General features: G+C 29.3%; 17 protein-coding genes, 7 tRNA genes, 1 rRNA gene and 1 other annotated feature. Of the genes, 24 read left to right on the forward strand and 1 reads right to left on the reverse strand.

What is annotated here, in order from left to right; genetic code table 11:
- Positions 1–39: 39 nt before the first annotated feature.
- From AAT22_RS00895 to murD, 23 genes are all read left to right on the forward strand, one after another.
- Positions 40–300, forward strand: a complete 261-nt coding sequence (locus AAT22_RS00895) for an RNA-binding S4 domain-containing protein (RefSeq protein ID WP_046999961.1) — start codon at positions 40–42, stop codon at positions 298–300.
- Between the two features lie 50 nt (positions 301–350).
- Positions 351–644 carry a sporulation protein YabP gene (yabP, locus tag AAT22_RS00900; RefSeq protein WP_046999962.1) on the forward strand — a complete coding sequence of 98 codons (294 nt, stop codon included), beginning with the start codon at positions 351–353 and terminating at the stop codon, positions 642–644.
- A gap of 8 nt (positions 645–652) precedes the next feature.
- Entirely contained in the window at positions 653–1,042 is a 390-nt protein-coding gene (gene yabQ / locus AAT22_RS00905) for a spore cortex biosynthesis protein YabQ (RefSeq protein WP_046999963.1), read from the forward strand.
- An 82-nt stretch (positions 1,043–1,124) separates the two neighbouring features.
- Positions 1,125–1,409, forward strand: coding sequence for a septum formation initiator family protein (locus AAT22_RS00910; RefSeq protein ID WP_278279771.1), 285 nt, complete (start codon positions 1,125–1,127; stop codon positions 1,407–1,409).
- An 82-nt stretch (positions 1,410–1,491) separates the two neighbouring features.
- Entirely contained in the window at positions 1,492–1,902 is a 411-nt protein-coding gene (locus tag AAT22_RS00915; RefSeq protein WP_016206846.1) for a S1 domain-containing RNA-binding protein, read from the forward strand.
- A gap of 201 nt (positions 1,903–2,103) precedes the next feature.
- Positions 2,104–2,192: transfer RNA gene (locus AAT22_RS00920), tRNA-Leu, on the forward strand.
- Positions 2,193–2,213: 21 nt separating this feature from the next.
- Positions 2,214–2,289: transfer RNA gene (locus AAT22_RS00925), tRNA-Met, on the forward strand.
- A gap of 6 nt (positions 2,290–2,295) precedes the next feature.
- Positions 2,296–2,372, forward strand: a tRNA-Met gene (locus AAT22_RS00930).
- Between the two features lie 5 nt (positions 2,373–2,377).
- Positions 2,378–2,466: transfer RNA gene (locus AAT22_RS00935), tRNA-Leu, on the forward strand.
- A 488-nt stretch (positions 2,467–2,954) separates the two neighbouring features.
- Positions 2,955–5,339: a stage II sporulation protein E gene (gene spoIIE, locus AAT22_RS00940; protein WP_046999964.1), complete on the forward strand. Its 2,385-nt coding sequence runs from the start codon at positions 2,955–2,957 to the stop codon at positions 5,337–5,339.
- 177 nt (positions 5,340–5,516) lie between these two features.
- Entirely contained in the window at positions 5,517–6,911 is a 1,395-nt protein-coding gene (tilS, locus tag AAT22_RS00945) for a tRNA lysidine(34) synthetase TilS (RefSeq protein WP_016206844.1), read from the forward strand.
- A gap of 4 nt (positions 6,912–6,915) precedes the next feature.
- Entirely contained in the window at positions 6,916–7,455 is a 540-nt protein-coding gene (hpt, locus tag AAT22_RS00950) for a hypoxanthine phosphoribosyltransferase (RefSeq protein WP_046999966.1), read from the forward strand.
- 49 nt (positions 7,456–7,504) lie between these two features.
- Positions 7,505–9,307, forward strand: coding sequence for an ATP-dependent zinc metalloprotease FtsH (gene ftsH / locus AAT22_RS00955; protein ID WP_016206842.1), 1,803 nt, complete (start codon positions 7,505–7,507; stop codon positions 9,305–9,307).
- Between the two features lie 242 nt (positions 9,308–9,549).
- On the forward strand, positions 9,550–11,220 hold the full coding sequence (locus AAT22_RS00960; protein ID WP_046999967.1) for a formate--tetrahydrofolate ligase: 1,671 nt from the start codon (positions 9,550–9,552) through the stop codon (positions 11,218–11,220).
- Positions 11,221–11,353: 133 nt separating this feature from the next.
- Entirely contained in the window at positions 11,354–12,133 is a 780-nt protein-coding gene (locus AAT22_RS00965) for a type III pantothenate kinase (RefSeq protein ID WP_016206839.1), read from the forward strand.
- Between the two features lie 6 nt (positions 12,134–12,139).
- Positions 12,140–13,114, forward strand: coding sequence for a tRNA dihydrouridine synthase DusB (gene dusB, locus AAT22_RS00970; protein ID WP_046999968.1), 975 nt, complete (start codon positions 12,140–12,142; stop codon positions 13,112–13,114).
- Between the two features lie 226 nt (positions 13,115–13,340).
- A complete protein-coding gene (gene greA, locus AAT22_RS00975; RefSeq protein WP_016206837.1) occupies positions 13,341–13,823 on the forward strand; it encodes a transcription elongation factor GreA in 483 nt (160 codons plus the stop codon).
- A 15-nt stretch (positions 13,824–13,838) separates the two neighbouring features.
- The gene (lysS, locus tag AAT22_RS00980; protein ID WP_016206836.1) at positions 13,839–15,344 is read left to right on the forward strand and encodes a lysine--tRNA ligase; all 1,506 of its coding nucleotides are present in this window, start codon (positions 13,839–13,841) and stop codon (positions 15,342–15,344) included.
- A gap of 216 nt (positions 15,345–15,560) precedes the next feature.
- A tRNA-Asn gene (locus tag AAT22_RS00985) sits at positions 15,561–15,635 on the forward strand.
- Positions 15,636–15,663: 28 nt separating this feature from the next.
- Positions 15,664–15,738, forward strand: a tRNA-Asn gene (locus AAT22_RS00990).
- 30 nt (positions 15,739–15,768) lie between these two features.
- Positions 15,769–15,843: transfer RNA gene (locus tag AAT22_RS00995), tRNA-Asn, on the forward strand.
- Between the two features lie 106 nt (positions 15,844–15,949).
- Positions 15,950–16,118: a binding site (T-box leader), on the forward strand.
- 46 nt (positions 16,119–16,164) lie between these two features.
- Positions 16,165–17,556 (forward strand): glycine--tRNA ligase, encoded by a 1,392-nt coding sequence (locus AAT22_RS01000; protein WP_016206835.1) that lies wholly within the window; start codon positions 16,165–16,167, stop codon positions 17,554–17,556.
- A 187-nt stretch (positions 17,557–17,743) separates the two neighbouring features.
- Positions 17,744–19,123, forward strand: coding sequence for a UDP-N-acetylmuramoyl-L-alanine--D-glutamate ligase (murD, locus tag AAT22_RS01005; RefSeq protein WP_046999969.1), 1,380 nt, complete (start codon positions 17,744–17,746; stop codon positions 19,121–19,123).
- Between the two features lie 29 nt (positions 19,124–19,152).
- On the opposite strand, the gene AAT22_RS01010 is transcribed toward murD, so the two are convergent.
- A complete protein-coding gene (locus AAT22_RS01010) occupies positions 19,153–20,142 on the reverse strand; it encodes a DUF5050 domain-containing protein (RefSeq protein WP_242849768.1) in 990 nt (329 codons plus the stop codon).
- Positions 20,143–20,732: 590 nt separating this feature from the next.
- Between AAT22_RS01010 and AAT22_RS01015 the strand changes: the two genes are divergently transcribed.
- A 16S ribosomal RNA gene (locus AAT22_RS01015) occupies positions 20,733–20,868 on the forward strand; the annotation flags it as partial.

Below are 20,868 nucleotides of genomic sequence, written 5' to 3' on the forward strand. Positions count from 1 at the left end.
TTTTAATAATGTAAATTAGTAATAAAAAGGAGAATAGTTATGAGATTAGATAAATATCTTAAAGTTTCAAGAATTATAAAAAGAAGAACAATAGCTAAAGAGGTTTGTGAAGGTGGAAGAGTATCTATTAATGAAAAGGTAGCAAAGCCATCAACAGTTGTAAAAGAAGGAGATATAATAGAAATACAATTTGCAAACAGATCATTAAAGGCTAGAATAACGAATATAGTAGAACATGTAAAGAAAGAAAATGCAAAAGAAATGTATGAGATCCTAGAAGGAGAAGAAGATAAAGAATAAAAATAAAATCTCATTCATATATTTTATAAAGAATATGTGGAGGAGATAAAATGGAAAAGAAGATTGAAAATAAGTTAGAAGAGCCAAGAAGCAGTATAACTTTAGAAAATAGAAAGAAAATGACTCTTACAGGAGTAGAAGAAGTTATAAGTTTCGATGATGAAAAGATTTTATTAAATACAAAATTAGGGTTTTTAACTATTAAGGGATCAGAACTAAAAATGAATAAATTAGATGTACAAAATGGTGATGTAATAATTGTGGGGAATGTATCATCTATAGTTTATAGTAGTAAAGAAGTAAAAAAAGAAAAAGAAAGTATAATTTCTAGATTGTTTAAATAGGTGGATGCATGCCGTTATCAATAGATGTACAATTTGACATAGTTATGTACTCTATTTTATCAGGAGTACTAATAGGAATTATGTTTGATCTATATAACATAATAAGAGGAGTAAAGATACCTAAAATAATAATTATCCTAGAAGATATATTATTTTGGGTATTAACTGCTATTATAGTATTCACTTTTTTACTATATACCAATTATGCTTTTTTAGGCCCATATGTTTATATTTTTATGATCATAACCCTGATGATTTATTTAAAGTTAATAAGCCCTATAGTTTTAAAATTAGAGAGATATATAATAGATAAAGTTAGTAAAGTTATAAGAATACTTTTTAAAAATTTAATTTATCCTATAAAAATAATATATTACAGTATTTGCGGAAAAAAATAATGAAAAGCAAGAACATAAAAAAATAGCTTGAATAAAATATATATAGTGTTTAAAATATAGTATATAATATATTTTAAAGAGGGTGAGAGCAATTAAAAGGCAAGTAACTCTTAAAAGATTAGTTATAATTTTTATTTTTGCAGTTTTTATATTTAATTATATTAAACAGGAAATTACAATGAAAAAAATTCAAGAAGATATTATTACTAGCCAAAATCAATTAGAAGAGCTTAAAAATAAGAATAGTAAATTAGAAGCAGACTTAAAAAAAGTTCCTTCTGATGAATATATAGAAAAGCTTGCAAGAGAAAAACTAGGAATGATAAAAGAAGGGGAAAAAGTTGTAAATCCTAAAACGCAAAATTAAAGAATATGTTTTAAAACTATAAAAAAAGGTTATTATTATAATAACATATATTATTTAATTTTTAAGGAGGAATCTTTGTAACATGACCTTGATGGCAGGAAACATATTAGAAGGTACAGTGGTTAATATAACTAGTTTTGGGGCCTTTGTAGAAATAGAAGGTAAAACAGGATTAGTTCACATTTCAGAAGTAGCAGATTCATTTGTTAAGGATATTAGACAACACCTTAATGAACAAGATAAGGTAAGAGTAAAGGTAATATCAATTGACGATAACGGAAAAATAAGCTTATCAATTAAGCAAGCAAATGTTCAAAAGAAATCAGTTAAACCTATGGAGATAGACTGGTCTTCAGAAACTAAAAAAGGTGGTCCAAATTCAGGAAATTTTGAAGATATAATGTCAAGATTTTTAAAGGATAGCGAAGAAAGAATGCAAGATGTTAAAAAGAATCAAGACTTTAAATCTAAAAATGGAAGAAGAAGTTTTTAATAAGATAATTAATAACATCATATAAATTTAATATATAAATCTATAAAGACTATCACCAAATTTAAATTGTTTAGTGATAGTTTTCTTTTTCGCTTTTTACTAGGTTGCGTAACAAAATATAAAAAATGAAAAAAGGGTGTTGACACTATGTGAAACATAATATATAATTAATTTTGTCGTTAAGAGGCGAAGAAAAAATATGCTGAAGTGGCGGAACTGGCAGACGCACAGGACTTAAAATCCTGCGGTGGTTAAACACCGTACCGGTTCGATTCCGGTCTTCAGCACCAAGCTAAATTCAACTTAAATATCGCGGGGTGGAGCAGTTGGCAGCTCGTCGGGCTCATAACCCGAAGGTCGTAGGTTCAAGTCCTGCCCCCGCAACCAAAATATGGCGGAATAGCTCAGCTGGCTAGAGCACTCGGTTCATACCCGGGGTGTCGTAGGTTCAAGTCCTATTTCCGCTACCATGTACGCTGAAGTGGCGGAACTGGCAGACGCACAGGACTTAAAATCCTGCGGTGGTTAAACACCGTACCGGTTCGATTCCGGTCTTCAGCACCAAAAGCACTTAATTTAATTAAGTGCTTTTTTTATTATAAAGATATGAAACCTTTTAGAGTTAATATTTAAAAGATTTTATTTTTTTATTTAACTTAAGTCATTTGATATGGGGTTAAAATTATTTTTTAATTAGTCATAAAATAAAGTATATGACTAAAAGTTATAAAATATTAATATCTTGTAATTTTTTATTCTTCATAAAAAATTATATAGTGACAAATTTGTATTGAAAATATTTAATGTAAATTCAATCTTAAGTTTATATAAAAATAGAATAATGCCTTAAATTTCATTAATATTAACATAATATGATGATAAAGCTTATAAAAACTAACTATGCAATAGAATAAAAATTATTTGGCTAGCCATAAGGAATTTTATATATTATTGTCCAACGAAAAAAATAATAAGATACACTATATGACATATATTTCAGAAATGCAATGATATAATTTAAATTACATTTTATGGAAATTGGAGGGACGTATATGCAGTATGGTGTTGATATATCAACATATAAGAGGTTGGAGAAGAGGAATAATAAAAATGAACTAAATGTTCAGCATTCATCAATAGGAATGATTATATCTTTTATAATAGGATTTTTACTAAGTAGGGTTTTACTATCAATAACAGTAGAAATGGGTATAGCCCCTTTTGGGATTGCATATCTCATAGGAATAAAAAAAGAAAAGAGCAGAAATATATTATTATCTCTTATTGGGATAATAATAGGCTATTTGTCTATATATAAGAGTTTAGAAGGAGCTATTTCTTATTGTATAGTAGCTTTTATAGTGATGGCATATATTGAAATATGTAATAAGATAGAGCTAAAACAAAGAGATACAATAATTTTTGGTTTGATATTTTCAATTTTCTTTATATATAATTTACTAGTAAATAATCAACCTATAGGAGTCAATTTAACATTTTCTGCTTTAAAGGTAATAAGTATAATACCAGTAAGATACATACTAAATTATGCACTAAATTGTGTTGATGAATTAGAAAGTAATTATTTCTTCTCAACAGAAGAATTAATAAGTATAGGATTATTGTTATGTTTATTGGTAGCAGGAATAGGTAATTTGAATATTTTCGATATATATATAAGAAATATATTTGCATTAGCTGTTATAGCTATTTTTGCATATGTTGGAGGATCTGGTTTAGGAGCAGCCATAGGTGTTTCTATGGGATTCGTAATAGGAATGACTAGTAACGATATAATAATATATATTAGTTTATATAGTTTATGTGGACTTATTATAGGGATATTTAAAGATACTGGAAGAATATTTTCATCAATAGCTTATTTAGTTGTGTATTTTATAATATCAATGTATTCTGATAAATTTTCAATTTATGGGGGAATAGAAGTTTTAATATCTGCAGCAATCTTTATAGCAATTCCTAAAATGTTTATAGAGTTTATAAGCAAGGAATTTAATCAAGAAAAAAAGACTGAAAGTATAAATGATGCACATTTAAATGGAATAAAAAATGAATTTGTTGATAGATTGAACTCAATGAAATCTATATTATCAAGCTTGTCAGCATCTATATTAAATTTAGGTGAAAATGATATTTTATCATTAAGTAACAAAGGAACCGCTATGGTGGAGAGTTTAGCAGATAGAGTTTGTTATAATTGCGAGCTTAAACAAAGATGTTGGGATCGCAACTTACATTCTACTTTTGAAGGCTTTTCTGAACTTATAAGTGGTTGTGAGAACAATGAAATGAATTTTCCTCAGAGCTTAGAAAAGAAGTGCGTTAAAAAAAGAGGCCTAATAAAAAATGCTCAAGAAATTGTAAATAATTACACTGTGAATGAGGCATTAAGAACTAGGCTTGCAGAAGGCAGAAGTTTAATAGCTAATCACATAAATAATATATCTTCTACTATGGGGGATATGATTAGAGATTTTGAAAATGATATATCAATTTGTTCAGAGATAGATAAGGTTCTTAAGAAGGCTTTAAATAAAAATAAGATAGAATATAAGGATGTTTTTTGCTATTTAGATAGAAAAGGGAGAATGAAAATTAAAATAACCTTAACCAATTGCGAAGGTGGGAATTACTGTGCCAAAAATATATTACCTATAATAAATGGCTTAGTAAAAGTTCCTGTGTCTATAGCGAATGGGGGATGTAGGATAAACCCTGATACAGATGAATGCTCAATTGTTATAGAGGAAACTCCTAAGTATCATATGACATCTTATTCAGCTATAAAGGCTAAGGATGGTGAAACGTCTATAGGAGATAGCCATAGTTTTGCTAAAAATAGTGACGGAACATACTTAACTATAGTTAGTGATGGAATGGGCTCTGGCCCAGAAGCTGGGGTTGAAAGTAGTCTTGCAGTAAATTTAATAGAAAAGTTCATAGAAAATGGATTTAGTGAAAAGACTGCTATAAATACAGTAAATTCTATAATGGCAATGAAGTTTAACGAAGATGAAAAATTTACAACTATGGATATGAATATTGTTGACTTATATACAGGAGAAACTGAATTTATTAAAATTGGGGGAGTAGTTAGTTTTATAAAGAGAGGAGAGGAAGTTAAAGTTATTAAATCCAATAGCTTACCATTTGGGATTTTAGATAGTGTTGATATAAGTTCAGAAAAAGTTAAACTAAAACATGGAGATATAATAGTATCAATTAGTGATGGTATATTGGATATAGATAAAAATAATGTTGGAAGTTATTCCTGGTTACAGGAATATTTAAAATACGCAGATACAAATCCATCAGCTTTATCAAGAGATATACTTGAAAAGGCAATGGTCTTAAGTGGCGGAAAAGTATGGGATGATATGACGGTACTTGTGTCAAAATTATATTCTGTATATTAATAACTTAGTAGATATAAAGAGGGTGAGATATAACTTTGTTATCTCATCTTCTTCAATTTTGAGCATTGTAAAAATTAACTAATCATAGTGTTTACATATGCAGATCATAAGGTTATTATATTATATATGATTTATAATTCAATTATTTTGCTTAGCGAAATAAAAAGGGGTTTTGATGTGATAAACAAGGTAAAGGATTTTATAATTAAAAATAATCTCATAAAAGAAAATGATAAAGTATTAGTAGCTTTATCAGGAGGACCTGATTCGGTTTGTTTACTTCATATACTTTATGAACTTAAAGAATTGTTAAATATAAAAATTGGAGCTGCTCATGTGAATCATATGCTAAGAGGTGAAGATGCATTAAAAGATGAGAATTATTCATCTGAATTGTGTGAAAAGCTTAATATAGATTTTTATTCCCAAAAGGTTGATATAAACAAAATATCAAAGGAAAAAAATATTTCGCATGAAATGGCAGGTAGAGAAGAAAGATATAAATTTTTTAACTTTATAAAAGATACATATAATTATAGTAAAATAGCAGTAGCACATAATTCTAATGATCAAGCTGAAACTATAATTATGAACATGATGAGAGGATCAGGGCTTGAAGGATTATGTGGGATAAGGAATATAAGAAGTGGGGGAATAATTAGGCCTATCTTATGTCTTTCAAGAGATGAGATAGAGAATTACTGTAAAGATAACAATTTAAATCCTAGAATAGATAAAACCAATTTAGAAAACATATATAGTAGAAATAGAATTAGATTAGACATATTGCCATATATGAAAGAGAATTTTAACAGAGATATTATAGAAACCATAAATAGAATGTCTAGTTTATTACAAATAGATAATGACTTTATAGAAAAACAATGTGATAATTATTATAAAAAATATTGTCTTAATAAAAAGGATTATATGACTATATCTAAGAAAGCCTTTATATTAGATAAAGCAGTATTAACGAGACTTATAAAAAGGGCATTTGTGGAGTTTACTGGAAAATATAATAATTTTGAAATGAAACATATTTATGAAGTTATTGATTTATCTAGAAATACTACTAATAAAAAGGTATTTCTACCAAATGAAATAATAGCTGAAAATATATATGGGGATATATTATTAAAAAATAAGGAGTATATTAATAAGGAAAATAAAAGTGAAGAAATTATAGCAAATAAAGATCAGTTAAAAAAATATTCTTGTGAATATAGCGAATATAAGATTGATTTTGAATTTATAAATAATAAAAATAATATAGAATTTTCTAATAATGTATTAATAAAATATTTCGATTATGATAATATAGAAGAAAGGTTGATTATCAGAAAAAGAGAAAATGGGGATAGAATAATTCCTTTAGGTATGAAGGGGAGTAAAAAGCTTAAAGATATCTTTATTGATTTAAAGATACCAGTAGAAAAAAGAGATAAAATTCCTGTTTTATGTTTTGATGATGAGGTAGCTTGGATAGTAGGATATAAAGTTTCTGAAAAATTTAAAATAACAAAGGAAACCCAAAATATATTAAAAATTACTTTTACTAGAAAGGAATAAAAGGATGATAAGGGACATAAAGAAAATATTACTTACTGAAGATCAAATCTCGAAGAAAGTTAAGGAATTAGGAAGTAAAATAAGTGAAGATTATAAAAATAAAAACTTACTTGTTGTAGGTATTTTAAAGGGTTCAGTACTATTTGCATCTGATCTTATAAAAAGCATAACAATACCATGTGAAATAGATTTTATGGCAGTATCTAGTTATGGAAGTTCTACAGAAACTTCAGGGGTAGTTAGAATACTAAAAGATCTAGATCATAGTATTGAAGGAAAAGATATAATTATTGTAGAAGATATAATAGATAGTGGAGTAACATTAGACTATTTATTAAAATATTTAAGAACTAGAAAGGCGAATAGTATAGAGATAATAACTTTATTGACTAAGCCTTCTAGAAGAAAAGTAGATATTGAAGTCAAATATTGTGGGTTTGAAGTTCCAGATGAATTCTTAGTAGGATATGGATTAGACTATTCAGAAAGATATAGAAACTTGCCTTATGTAGGTATATTGAGTGAAGAGGTATATAAAAATTAAAAAATATATAAATGCAATATAATAAAACTAGAAGAAAGGGGGGCCTTGAATGAAAAAATATTCAAGTGCAACGGTATGGATATTTGTTATTTTGATACTTTTCTTATCTGCGACATTCTTATGGAATAGCGGTAAGATGGCAGATGAGATATCATACAGTGATTTTCAACAAAAATGGGTTAATGATGAGATAGAAAGTATTATGGTTCATCCAGACAAGATGCTTATTTCAGGGAAAACAAGAGATAACAAGCAATTTAATACTTATGCACCTAGTGAAATGGTGCAAATGTTAATGAATCAAGCTCCTAAAGATGATATAAGGGTAGATTTTAAACAACCATCAAATAGTAGTGTATGGATAAGTATAATTCCAACATTAATGATATTAGTATTATTCTTTATATTCTTCTTTATGATGTCACAGCAATCACAAGGTGGTGGCGGTGGTAGAGGTGTTATGAACTTTGGAAAAAGTAGAGCTAAAATAATGCCTCCAGATGCCAAAAGAGTTACTTTTGATGATGTAGCTGGAGCTGATGAAGAAAAGCAAGAATTAGAAGAAATAGTTGACTTTTTAAAACAACCATCAAGATATACGGAGATGGGAGCTAGAATTCCTAAGGGAGTTTTACTAGTGGGACCTCCAGGAACAGGTAAAACCTTATTAGCAAAAGCTATAGCGGGTGAAGCTGGTGTTCCTTTTTATAGTATATCAGGGTCAGATTTCGTTGAAATGTTTGTTGGAGTTGGGGCATCAAGAGTTAGAGACTTATTTGAACAAGCAAAAAAGAGTGCACCATCACTTGTGTTTATTGATGAAATAGATGCGGTTGGGAGACAAAGAGGTGCAGGATTAGGTGGAGGCCATGATGAAAGAGAACAAACATTAAATCAATTACTAGTTGAAATGGATGGTTTTGGGGCAAATGAAGGAATAATAATGATAGCAGCCACAAATAGACCAGACATATTAGATCCGGCCTTATTAAGACCAGGTAGATTTGATAGACAAATAGTAGTTGGAGCTCCTGATGTTAAGGGTAGAGAAGAAATATTAAAGGTTCATACTAAGAAAAAACCTTTATCAGAAGATGTAGAATTAAAAGTTTTAGCAAAGAGAACTCCAGGTTTTAGTGGAGCTGATTTAGAAAATTTAGCAAATGAAGCAGCCTTATTAGCTGTAAGAAAAAATGAGAAATTAATAGGAATGCAAGAGTTTGAAGAAGCTATAACTAGGGTAATAGCAGGACCAGAAAAGAAAAGTAGAGCAATTAATGAACATGATAGAAAATTAACTGCCTACCATGAAGCAGGGCACGCAGTTGTAATGAAACTTCTAGAACATGCAGACCCGGTTCATGAAATAAGTATAATACCAAGAGGTATGGCAGGTGGATACACAATGCATTTACCTAAAGAAGATAGATCATACACATCAAGAGATAAATTAAAAGATGATATGGTTGGATTACTTGGTGGTAGATTAGCAGAAAAAATCATATTATCAGATATAAGTACTGGTGCAAAAAATGATATTGATAGAGCTAGTGCTATTGCAAGAGCTATGGTAATGGAGTATGGAATGAGCGAAAAGCTTGGAACCATCTCTTATGGTGGAGATAATAATGAAGTATTCTTAGGACGAAATTTAGGACATAGCAGAAACTTTAGTGAAGAAATTGCAGCTGAAATAGATAAAGAAGTTAAGAGATTTATCAATGAAGCTTATGAAAGAGCAGAAAACTTACTAAGTCAAAATATTGATAAGTTGCATGCTGTAGCATTAACATTATTAGAAAAAGAAAAAATTGATGGCGAAGAATTTGAAAGAATTTTTAATGCGAGCTAAAAAATTAAAAGAGTAGTCATTTGGCTACTTCTTTTTTTACTCTAAATAAGATAGAAGAGATAACCAATGGCGAATAATTGTTTTGGATAAACTTATATAAATAGAAAAAATACGTCATTATAACGAAATATAAATATTTAAAATGAATAAATATTCGAAATTTTATTTTAATGAGTAAGGTTAGATGATATAATTTATGTATAAAATAAGAATATATTATATTAAAAGGTAGGGTGTACAATATGAAGAGTGATATACAAATAGCTCAAGAAGTAAAAATGGAGCATATAAATAAGATAGCAGAAAAATTAAATTTATCAGAAGATTATATAGAGCAATATGGAAAATATAAATGTAAATTATCATTGGAGATATTTGAAAAAAATAAAGAAAAGAAAAATGGAAAATTAGTATTGGTGACTGCCATAAATCCAACACCTGCTGGAGAAGGAAAATCAACTGTAACTGTTGGTTTGGGTCAGGCTTTATGTAAAATGGGAAAAAATGCGGTGATAGCATTAAGAGAACCATCTCTTGGTCCAGTATTTGGAATAAAAGGAGGGGCTGCAGGTGGAGGGTACTCCCAAGTTGTTCCTATGGAGGATATAAATCTACATTTTACAGGAGATATGCATGCAATAACAAGTGCTAACAATTTACTAGCAGCGGCAATAGACAATCATATACATCAGGGGAATAACCTAAGAATTGATTCAAGAAGAATAATATTTAAAAGAGTTATAGATATGAACGATAGAGCTCTAAGAAACATTGTTGTAGGATTAGGAGGAAAGCTTAATGGATTTTTAAGAGAAGACGGATTCATGATAACAGTGGCATCAGAAATAATGGCTATATTATGTTTAGCAGATAGTCTATCAGATCTTAAAGAAAGAATGGGGAGAATTCTAATTGCGTATGATTTAGATGGTAATCCAGTATATGCAAAACAATTGGATATACAAGGTGCCATGGCTTTACTTATGAAAGATGCTATAAAGCCTAATTTAGTTCAAACTTTAGAAAATACACCTGCTATAATACATGGAGGACCTTTTGCTAATATAGCTCATGGATGTAACTCTATAATAGCAACTAAGATGGCATTAAAATTGGGTGATATAGTAGTAACAGAAGCTGGATTTGGAGCGGACTTAGGAGCTGAAAAGTTTTTAAATATAAAATGTAGATATGGAAATTTAGATCCTAATTGTGTAGTTATAGTTGCAACTGTAAGAGCATTAAAAAATCATGGGGGAGTAGGTAAAGAAAATCTAAGTATTCCAAACGTAGATGCTTTATCTAAAGGGATCAGTAATTTAGAAAAGCAAATTGAAAATATTAAGAAGTTTAATGTTCCGGTAGTTGTTGCCATAAATAAATTTGTTACAGATAGTTTAGAAGAAATAGAGTTCATTAAAAATTATTGCAATAAACTTGGTGTGAAAGCAGCATTATCAGAAGTTTGGGAAAAAGGTGGAGATGGAGGAATAGAGCTTGGAGAAGTAGTTTGTGATATATTGGAAAACGAAGAGTCTAACTTCAAGCCTATTTATGATGTAGAAAGTAGTATAGAAAGTAAAATATTAACTATAGCAAAAGAAATTTATGGAGCTAAAGGGATTGTTATTACGCCTAATGCAAAGAAGCAAATACAAGAACTAGAGAAGTTTGGGCTAGATAAGTTGCCTATTTGTATGGCAAAAACACAATATTCTCTTTCAGATAATCCATCACTGATAGGTAGACCAGAAAACTTTGATATAACAGTGAAGGAAGTAAGAGTATCTAATGGAGCTGGATTCATAGTAGTGTTAAATGGTGACGTAATGACTATGCCAGGACTACCAAAGGTACCAGCAGCAAATAAAATGGATATATTAGATAACGGAGAAATAATTGGATTATTTTAATATATAAAATTTACAACCCTTGACAAATGCGTAGTAATTGTTAAAATTAAATTGTTAAATTTATTGTGATTATATTTATTTGAATAAAGGCAGCTTTCGAAGCTGCTTTTAATTGTATTAAGGTGGTGCCAATATGATTTTAGTGGTAGATGTAGGGAATACAAATATAGTTTTGGGGGTATATAAAAATTCCGAAATTATTTCTAGTTGGAGAATATCTACTGATGCAAAAAAAACATCGGATGAATATTCTATTCAATTTATGCAACTTTTTATTCAAGGGAATTTGAAACCAGATGATATAAAAGGGATAATAATTTCATCAGTTGTTCCAAATATAATGCATTCATTAGAAAATATGATAAAAAAGATCTTTGGAATTAATCCTTTAGTTGTTGGACCGGGAGTTAAAACTGGAATAAATATTAAATATGATAATCCAAAGGAAGTTGGAGCAGATAGGATTGTAAATGCAGTAGCAGCACATGAAAAATATAGAAAAGATCTTATAATAATAGATTTTGGAACAGCAACTACATTTTGTGCTTTAACAAAAGATGCAAACTATCTTGGTGGATGTATTACTCCAGGAATAAGAATATCCTCTGATGCATTATTTGATAGAGCTGCCAAGCTACCAAGAGTAGAATTAGAAGTGCCTAAAAATATAATATGTAAAAATACTGTATCTAGTATGCAAGCTGGTATAATTTATGGATATATTGGTCAAGTAGAGTATATAGTAAATAAAATAAAAAAAGAAATGAAGGATCTTGGAGCAGCAGAACCTTTAGTTATAGCAACAGGGGGCCTAGCTAATTTAATAGCTAATGAAACTAACTTTATAGATAAAGTAGATTCTAGTTTAACATTAGAGGGGTTAAGAATAATATACGAAAAAAATAAGGAGTAGTATACTATGAAAATTAAAAACCTAGAATTTAGTAATAATGTTTTTCTAGCACCTATGGCAGGAGTGACAGATATAGCTTTTAGAGGTCTATGCAAAGAAATGGGATGTGGACTAGTTTATACGGAAATGGTAAGTGCAAAAGCACTTTACTATGGAAATGAAAACACAAAAACCTTACTTAGGATAGCTGATGAAGAAATGCCTGTTGCAGCTCAGATATTTGGGAATGATCCTAAAATAATGGCAGAAGTAGTACAAAGATATTTTAATGACAGAGAAGATATTTGCATAGTAGATATAAATATGGGATGTCCTGTAAATAAAATCACTAAAAATGGAGAAGGTTCAGCCTTATTAAAACATCCAGAATTAGCGGCTAAAATAGTAAAAGAAATAAAAAAGGTGTCATCAAAACCTGTAACAGTTAAGTTCAGAAAAGGATGGGATGAAGGTAATATCAATGCTGTTGATTTTGCTAAGGGCCTAGAAGATGCTGGAGCTGATGCTATTACTATTCATGGAAGAACAAAAGAACAAATGTATGAAGGAAAAGCGGATTGGGATATAATAAGGAAAGTTAAGGAATCTGTATCGATACCAGTAATAGGAAATGGAGATGTATTTACAGCAGAGGATGCACTTAAACTAAAAAATAAAACTAATTGCGATGGAATCATGGTTGCGAGAGGTAGTATGGGAAATCCTTGGATATTCAAACAAATAGAAAATAAGTTAGATGGAATAGATCCTATAGAAATAACTTATATAGATAGAATAGAAATGTGTTTAAGACACTATGAATTATCAATAAAATATGGCGGAGAAAAAAAAGCTGTACGTGAAATGAGAAAACATGCATCTTGGTATCTTAAAGGATTACCAAAAAGTAATGATATAAGAGGCGTTATGAATACGTTAGATGAAAGTAAGGAAGTATTTGACTTGCTGAATAATTATAAGGAAGAGCTAAAAGATAAATAGATGTTTAATTAATATATCGAATAATTAATATATTGAAGAATAAATATATTAAAAGCGAGAATAATATATATCTATTAAAGCTATAATACTTACAAGCCTTTTGGAAACATTACTTAGTTGACAGAAGATATATGCTGATTTATAATGTTTTAAATGATTTGGAGAATATCAGACCTAGTGTTAGGTATTTAAATAAAATAGTAGTAAATTTGAAGGGGAGAAAATCATGAGTGAAGCAAAAAAATTTTTAATGACATATGAAGGTGTAAAGAAATTAGAAGATGAATTGGAATTTCTAAAAACTGTTAAAAGAAAAGAAATAACTGAAAAAATAAAAGTTGCATTAGGATATGGAGATTTAAGTGAGAATTCTGAATATGATGAAGCAAAAAATGAGCAGGCTTTCACAGAAGGAAGAATTATACAATTAGAAAATATGCTAAAGAATGCTGTAGTTGTTGATGAGTCAGAAATACCAACAGATATAGTAGCAGTAGGTGCAATAGTCAAGGTTAAGGACTATGAATTTGATGAAGAGGTTGAATATTCAATAGTAGGTTCAGCAGAAGCAGATCCTATGAATTTTAAAATATCAAATGAATCACCAGTAGGAGCAGCATTGCTAGGTAAAAAAGTGGGAGAAATAGTTGAAGTTTCAGTACCTAGTGGAGTTAACAAGTTTGAAGTATTAGGAATAAGAAGAGAGTAAACGGAGGGATATTTAATGTCAACTGAGGAAATGAATATACAAGAGTTAGAATCTCAGTTTAGTGAGCAAGAAGCATTAAGAAGAGAGAAGTTAGTAGAATTACAAGACCAAGGAAAGGATCCATTTGACGTATATAAAGTTGAAAGAACTCATATGTCAGAGGATGTAAAAAATAATTTTGAAAGTTTATCAGGAACTGTAGTTACAGTTGCTGGAAGAATTATGTCTAAAAGAGGTCAAGGTAAAGTTGTATTCTCAGATGTTCAAGATAGAGATGGAAAAATTCAATTATTCATAAAGATTGATGAAGTAGGAGAAGAGGCTTTAAAATCATATAAATCATATGACTTAGGTGACTGGGTTGTAGCAACAGGAGAAGTTTTTAAAACTAAAACGGGAGAAGTTTCAGTTAAAGTTAAAAGCTTTGAATTAATATGTAAGTCTTTAAAACCACTTCCAGAAAAGTGGCATGGCTTAAAGGATCCAGATTTAAGATATAGACAAAGAGAAGTTGATATGATTTCTAATCCTGAAGTTAAGATTAACTTTATAAAAAGAGCTTCTATACTAAGAGGAATTAGAGAATTCTTAGATAATAGGGGTTTTATAGAATTAGAAACTCCAATGCTTGCACCAATAGCAGGAGGAGCTTCAGCAAGACCATTCGTAACACATCATAATACATTAGATATTGATATGTACTTAAGAATAGCTCCTGAATTATACTTAAAGAGAGCTATAGTTGCAGGACTTGAAAGAGTATATGATATGGGTAGAACTTTTAGAAATGAAGGTATGTCAGTAAGGCATAATCCGGAATTTACTATGATTGAATTATATCAAGCTTTTGCTGATTATAATGATATGATGGAAATAACAGAAAATATGATAGCTGAAGTTTGTAAAAAAGTTAATGGAAGTACTAAGGTTATGTACCAAGGAACTGAAATAGACTTTGCACCACCATGGAGAAGAATAACTATGGTTGATGCAGTTAAGGAATATGCAGATGTAGATTTTAATTCCATAAATTCTGATGAAGAAGCACAAGCTATAGCAAAAGAAAAACACTTAGAATTTAAAAAAGATATAAAGCACGTAACAAAGGGAGAAGTTTTAAATCTTTTATTTGAAGAATATGCAGAACAACATATGATACAACCAACGTTTGTTTGTGACTACCCTGTTGAAATATCCCCTCTAACTAAGAAGAAGAGAGGAAATGATATGTTTACAGAAAGATTTGAAGGATTTGTATTCGGAAGAGAACTTTGTAATGCATATTCAGAACTTAATGATCCAATAGTTCAAAGAGAAAGATTTAATCAACAAGAAAAAGAAAGAGAACTTGGAGATGACGAAGCATACATGATAGATGAAGAATTCATGAGTGCTTTGGAAACAGGCATGCCTCCAACAGGTGGACTTGGAATAGGAATAGATAGACTTATAATGTTCTTAACAGATTCAGCATCAATAAGAGATATTATAATGTTTCCAACAATGAAACCAGTTAAATAAAAGTTATGAAAAAAATTTAACTAATAATTTTTAAAGTAACAATTAACAATTAGGGATGTTTTTATATTTAAAATCTCTTAGAGATTCATTCTTTAATTGTTAATTGTTAATTATTTTACTTAATAAATTAATTGAAGAATTAATTTAAAAAACTTTTTTAATAAAAACACTTGCAATATTAATAAAAATTGATATAATAACTAATGTAGTAAATATTCCGCGATAGCTCAATGGTGGAGCACTCGGCTGTTAACCGATAGGTTGGAGGTTCGAATCCTCTTCGCGGAGCCATTTTAATTTTAAAATTAATTTATAATATTCCGCGATAGCTCAATGGTGGAGCACTCGGCTGTTAACCGATAGGTTGGAGGTTCGAATCCTCTTCGCGGAGCCATTTTAATTTTAAAATTAATTTTTTAAATATTCCGTGGTAGCTCAATGGTGGAGCACTCGGCTGTTAACCGATAGGTTGGAGGTTCGAATCCTCTCCACGGAGCCATTTAAAAAAGGTTTTTATAAGTATGGAGTAATCTATATTTATAAAAACCCTTTTTATTTTTCACTTGACATATATAAGGCTTTTGGTAAAATTAATATATAATTTAATAAATACAGTGAGAAAGAGGAGTAAGTTTAAATTTCTTTTAGAGAGACGATGCATGGTGAAAATCGTTATTAATTTATACTGAAGGGCGCTTTTGAGTATTAATCAATGAGAAAGTTGGGCTAAAGCCAAGAAGGGTGGAACCGCGGAATTTAAATTTCGTCCCTTTAGGTGTTTAAGGCCTTTTTTATTTATAAAAAAATTGGAGGTATTAAAATGGCAGTAGAAAAGACTATGGATAAAGTTGTTGCTCTTTGTAAAAATAGAGGATTTGTATTTCCAGGATCAGAAATATATGGAGGATTGGCAAATTCATGGGATTATGGTCCTCTAGGAGTTGAATTCAAAAATAATGTTAAAAAAGCATGGTGGAAGAAGTTCGTTCAAGAAAGTCCCTATAATGTTGGAGTAGATTGTGCTATATTAATGAATCCGGAAGTTTGGGTTGCATCAGGTCACGTTGGAGGATTTTCAGATCCGCTAATGGATTGTAAAGAGTGTAAGGCGAGATTTAGAGCAGATAAAATTGTAGAAGATCATATGACTGAAAATGGAGCAGAAGTTGCAAGTGCAGATGGATGGTCTAATGAACAATTAAAGGAATATATAGAAAAGAATAAGATTGTATGTCCTAAGTGTGGTAAGTTAAACTATACAGATATAAGAAAGTTTAATTTAATGTTTAAAACATTCCAAGGAATAACAGAGGATTCCGCAAGCACAATATATTTAAGACCAGAAACAGCTCAAGGTATATTCGTAAACTTTAAGTCTGTACAAAGAACTTCAAGAAAAAAAGTTCCTTTTGGAATTGCACAAATAGGAAAGTCTTTTAGAAATGAAATAACACCAGGAAACTTTACTTTTAGAACTAGAGAGTTTGAACAAATGGAATTAGAATTTTTCTGTAAACCAGGAACAGACTTAGAATGGTTTAAGTATTGGAAAGATTATTGCTGGAACTTCTTATTGGGATTAGGTGTAAAACAAGATAACTTAAGAATGAGAGATCATGGAGAAGAAGAATTATCATTTTATTCAAATGCAACATCAGATATAGAATACTTATTCCCATTTGGCTGGGGAGAATTATGGGGAATAGCTGATAGAACAGACTATGACTTAACGAAACATCAAGAACATTCAGGTCAAGATATGAATTACCTAGATCCTACTACTAATGAAAAATATGTTCCTTATGTTATAGAGCCATCTTTAGGAGCAGATAGAGTTGCATTAGCCTTCTTAGTAGATGCTTATGATGAAGAAGAATTAGAAGGTGGAGATGTTAGAACAGTTATGCACTTACATCCAGCGTTAGCACCATATAAGGCAGCTATTTTACCACTTTCAAAAAAGCTTTCTGAAAAGGCGTTAGATGTATATTCGGATTTAAGTAAAAAGTTTAATTTGGAATATGATGAGGCTGGAAGTATAGGTAAGAGATATAGAAGACAAGATGAAATAGGAACTCCATTCTGTATAACAATAGACTTTGATACATTAGAAGATAATGCAGTTACTATTAGAAATAGAGATACTATGGAACAAGAAAGAGTTAAAATTGAGGATTTAGAAGCCTATATAGAAAAAAGCTTAGAATTTTAATTATAAGAAGAAGCAGAATTTTACATATTCTGCTCTTTTTTGTGTTTAATAAATTTAAGTGTTATAATTAGAAAGAATTGGGACAGACTTAATAAGGTGAACTTATTCATTCTAATGTATTATAGAATGAGTTACGTAGTAGAGAATATTTCATATAATATTTTATATATAATTCTGGAGGAAGATTATGAAGAAGCAATTTGGTGAATTTAAAGAGTTTATAAAGGGCAAAAAAGTTGCAGTGGTTGGTATCGGAGTTAGTAATATACCTCTTATAAAGTTTCTAGTTAAGCTTGGAGCAAATGTAACTGCATTTGATAAGAAAAACAGAGAAGATTTAGGAAATATAGCCGTAGAGTTTGATGAGCTATCAGTTTCCTTAGAATTAGGGGAAAAATACTTAGATAATCTATCAGGATTTGATGTTGTTTTTAAGACTCCTTCTATGAGGATAGATTGTGATGCATTAGTGAAAGTAAAAAAACAGGGTGCATATATAACATCTGAGATGGAGGAGTTTGTTAGATATTGCAAGGGAAAAGTCTATGGAATAACAGGAAGTGATGGGAAAACAACGACAACAACCATTATATCTAAGCTTTTAAAAGAAGCTGGATATAAAACTTGGGTTGGAGGGAATATAGGAACTCCATTATTTTCAAATATAGAAGAAATAAAAGAAGATGATAAAGTTGTTTTAGAATTATCTAGTTTTCAACTTATGACTATGAATAATCCAATAGATGTTGCAGTTGTAACAAATCTTGCACCAAATCATTTAGATATGCATTTAGATATGCAAGAATATATAGATGCAAAGAAAAATATATTCTTATATCAAGAAAAAAATGGATTATTGATTTTAAATAGGGAAAATGAAATAACTCATGGATTTATTTCAGAAGCTAATGGAGAAGTAAGAGAATTCAGCTCAAAAAGAGAGATTAAGGATGGAGCATATTTAAAAGATAATATATTATACCTAAATAATGAAGAAGTATGTAATAAAGAAGATATAGCTATTAAGGGAATTCACAATATAGAAAATTATTTAGCTGCATTTTTAGCTACTAAAGAGGATGTTTCATTAAAAGTAATGAAAAAGGTGGCAGAAACATTTGGGGGAGTTGAACATAGATGTGAACTAGTAAGAGAACTTAATGGAGTTAAATATTATAATGACTCTATTGCTTCAAGTCCAACGAGAACCTTAGCAGGATTGTTAGCTTTTGAGAAAGGGGTTATCTTAATAGCGGGGGGATATGATAAGCATATACCATTTGAACCACTAGCAGATGAAGGATATCCTTATATAAAAGAACTTATACTTCTTGGAGATACAAGAAATAAAATAAAAAGTACTTTTGAAAAACTTAAAGAAGAAAAAGGAATTGAGATTTCTATAAATATGGTAGATACATTAGAGGATGCGGTTTTAAAAGCTAAGGAGTTAGCTAAAGAAGGGGATATAGTTACTTTATCACCAGCTTGTGCATCTTTTGATATGTTTCCTAACTTCATGATTAGAGGAAATAAATTTAAAGAAATTGTAAATAAATTAAAATAAAGAAAAGGCCTTAAGGCCTTTTCTTTATTTTAATTTATATTAATAAACTTAACTTCATTTATATTAGCGGAAGTTTCTATAAAGATTCCTTTATCAGTAGGAAAATATTCATTTGTAGAATCTGAAAATATTTCAGTAAATGTGTAGTCATTATTTTCTTTGTTCTTAGTAAGTTGGCAAATTGTATTAGCACTAGCATTATTAATAAAATAAATTCTTTCATCACTTTGCTTTAATTTACTAGCATCTACATTTAGTATCTTTTTTGATTCGCTATTTAAAATATTAAAAGAATGCAATGTATTATTATCAGAACTATTTACAAATAAAATTTCATTATTGTAAGTTACGAAACTATCTACAGAGTCATCAGTTAATTTAATGTTAGAACTTCCATCTATTTTTAAACAATATAGTTTTGAATTATCATCTAGATTCCTATAAAATATTGAATTATTATTTATAATAAAGTTTCCGACCTTAGAAGTTGATAACAATGACTTAGAATTAGATTTAACATCATATGAATAAATATTTTGAGTATTTGAATCTATATAATATAATTTTTCATTCGCGTAAATTAGTCCCTTTGGAGAATCGTTATTAAGTTTTGTGATAGTATTCTTTTGATAATCCAACTTAAATAATCCTCTATCTTTAGAGATTGATGAAAAATAAATTATATCATTATTTGAAATAAGATAATCTATAGAGTAATCGAAGATATCTATTATTGATTCTTGAGAAATTACAGTATTGCTTTTAGCAAGTTCAGATACTGATAACTTATTATTGTTATTAGGATCAGGGAAAAACAATAAATTTCCTAAATATATATATTTATAATTAGTAAGAGTTTTCCCGGAAAGAATTATTTTGTTATTTGTTGTTATATTCTCCTTATAAGAGGTTGAAAGCGAATGGTTCTTTGCGCTAGAATCTGATTCCGGTATTTGATTACTACATCCTGTTAAAAAAAATGTTGATATAATTAAAAAAGAAAAAAATTTTCTTAGCATATTATCCTCCAAAACTTTAATGATAAATATTTTATAATAATATCTTAAATTAAAATTCTTATTAAGTAAAATAAAAAATACAATAATTTATCTAATAATTTTGTTGATTTATAAATAATGAATAGTTTTAAATAATATATAGACTATTGTTAACTTTATATAAGTGTAGATTATATAAAGCAGAGAAATGAAATGAATTATCGTATAATTAATAAAAGATAGTGAAATATAATATGTAATAAAGATAACTTTACCAGGTGTATCATTATAAGAAAAAATAAGAAAAAATAAGAAAAAGGTAGAATAATAATAATAATATAAGAATATAATATAAATGTTGATTTGAATAAGTTTAATATCATGATAAGATAAATAGCGTCGTCAGGGCGCGGAAGCAAATAACAAACAAATTGGCAACAAAAAAATGTTGACAATTCAAGAAGAAAATGTTATTATGAATAAGCAGTCCATGAGACCGCAAATTGAGATCTTTGAAAATTGAACAGAATATAAGTTAAGTAAAATAAACCAGCAATTCTTTTAGAAGTCTTAAAACTAAGACTCAAAGTAATTTGAGACAGATTAAACTTTTTATTGAGAGTTTGATCCTGGCTCAGGACGAACGCTGGCGGCGTGCCTAACACATGCAAGTCGAGCGAGGAGATTCCCTTCGGGGATGAACCTAGCGGCGGACGGGTGAGTAACACGTGGGCAACCTGCCTGAAA

It is taken from the genome of Clostridium sp. C8 (assembly GCF_001010885.1).
GTDB classification, from domain to species: Bacteria; Bacillota; Clostridia; order Clostridiales; family Clostridiaceae; genus Clostridium; species Clostridium sartagoforme.

Coding starts and splice junctions, on each gene's coding strand:
- yabP (WP_046999962.1), top strand. CDS start 351: ATGGAAAAGAAGATTGAAAATAAGTTAGAAGAGCCAAGAAGCAGTATA.
- greA (WP_016206837.1), top strand. CDS start 13,341: ATGAGTGAAGCAAAAAAATTTTTAATGACATATGAAGGTGTAAAGAAA.
- lysS (WP_016206836.1), top strand. CDS start 13,839: ATGTCAACTGAGGAAATGAATATACAAGAGTTAGAATCTCAGTTTAGT.
- AAT22_RS00895 (WP_046999961.1), top strand. CDS start 40: ATGAGATTAGATAAATATCTTAAAGTTTCAAGAATTATAAAAAGAAGA.
- AAT22_RS00915 (WP_016206846.1), top strand. CDS start 1,492: ATGACCTTGATGGCAGGAAACATATTAGAAGGTACAGTGGTTAATATA.
- hpt (WP_046999966.1), top strand. CDS start 6,916: ATGATAAGGGACATAAAGAAAATATTACTTACTGAAGATCAAATCTCG.
- AAT22_RS00965 (WP_016206839.1), top strand. CDS start 11,354: ATGATTTTAGTGGTAGATGTAGGGAATACAAATATAGTTTTGGGGGTA.
- AAT22_RS00960 (WP_046999967.1), top strand. CDS start 9,550: ATGAAGAGTGATATACAAATAGCTCAAGAAGTAAAAATGGAGCATATA.
- ftsH (WP_016206842.1), top strand. CDS start 7,505: ATGAAAAAATATTCAAGTGCAACGGTATGGATATTTGTTATTTTGATA.
- AAT22_RS01000 (WP_016206835.1), top strand. CDS start 16,165: ATGGCAGTAGAAAAGACTATGGATAAAGTTGTTGCTCTTTGTAAAAAT.
- AAT22_RS01010 (WP_242849768.1), bottom strand. CDS start 20,142: ATGCTAAGAAAATTTTTTTCTTTTTTAATTATATCAACATTTTTTTTA.
- murD (WP_046999969.1), top strand. CDS start 17,744: ATGAAGAAGCAATTTGGTGAATTTAAAGAGTTTATAAAGGGCAAAAAA.
- spoIIE (WP_046999964.1), top strand. CDS start 2,955: ATGCAGTATGGTGTTGATATATCAACATATAAGAGGTTGGAGAAGAGG.
- yabQ (WP_046999963.1), top strand. CDS start 653: ATGCCGTTATCAATAGATGTACAATTTGACATAGTTATGTACTCTATT.
- dusB (WP_046999968.1), top strand. CDS start 12,140: ATGAAAATTAAAAACCTAGAATTTAGTAATAATGTTTTTCTAGCACCT.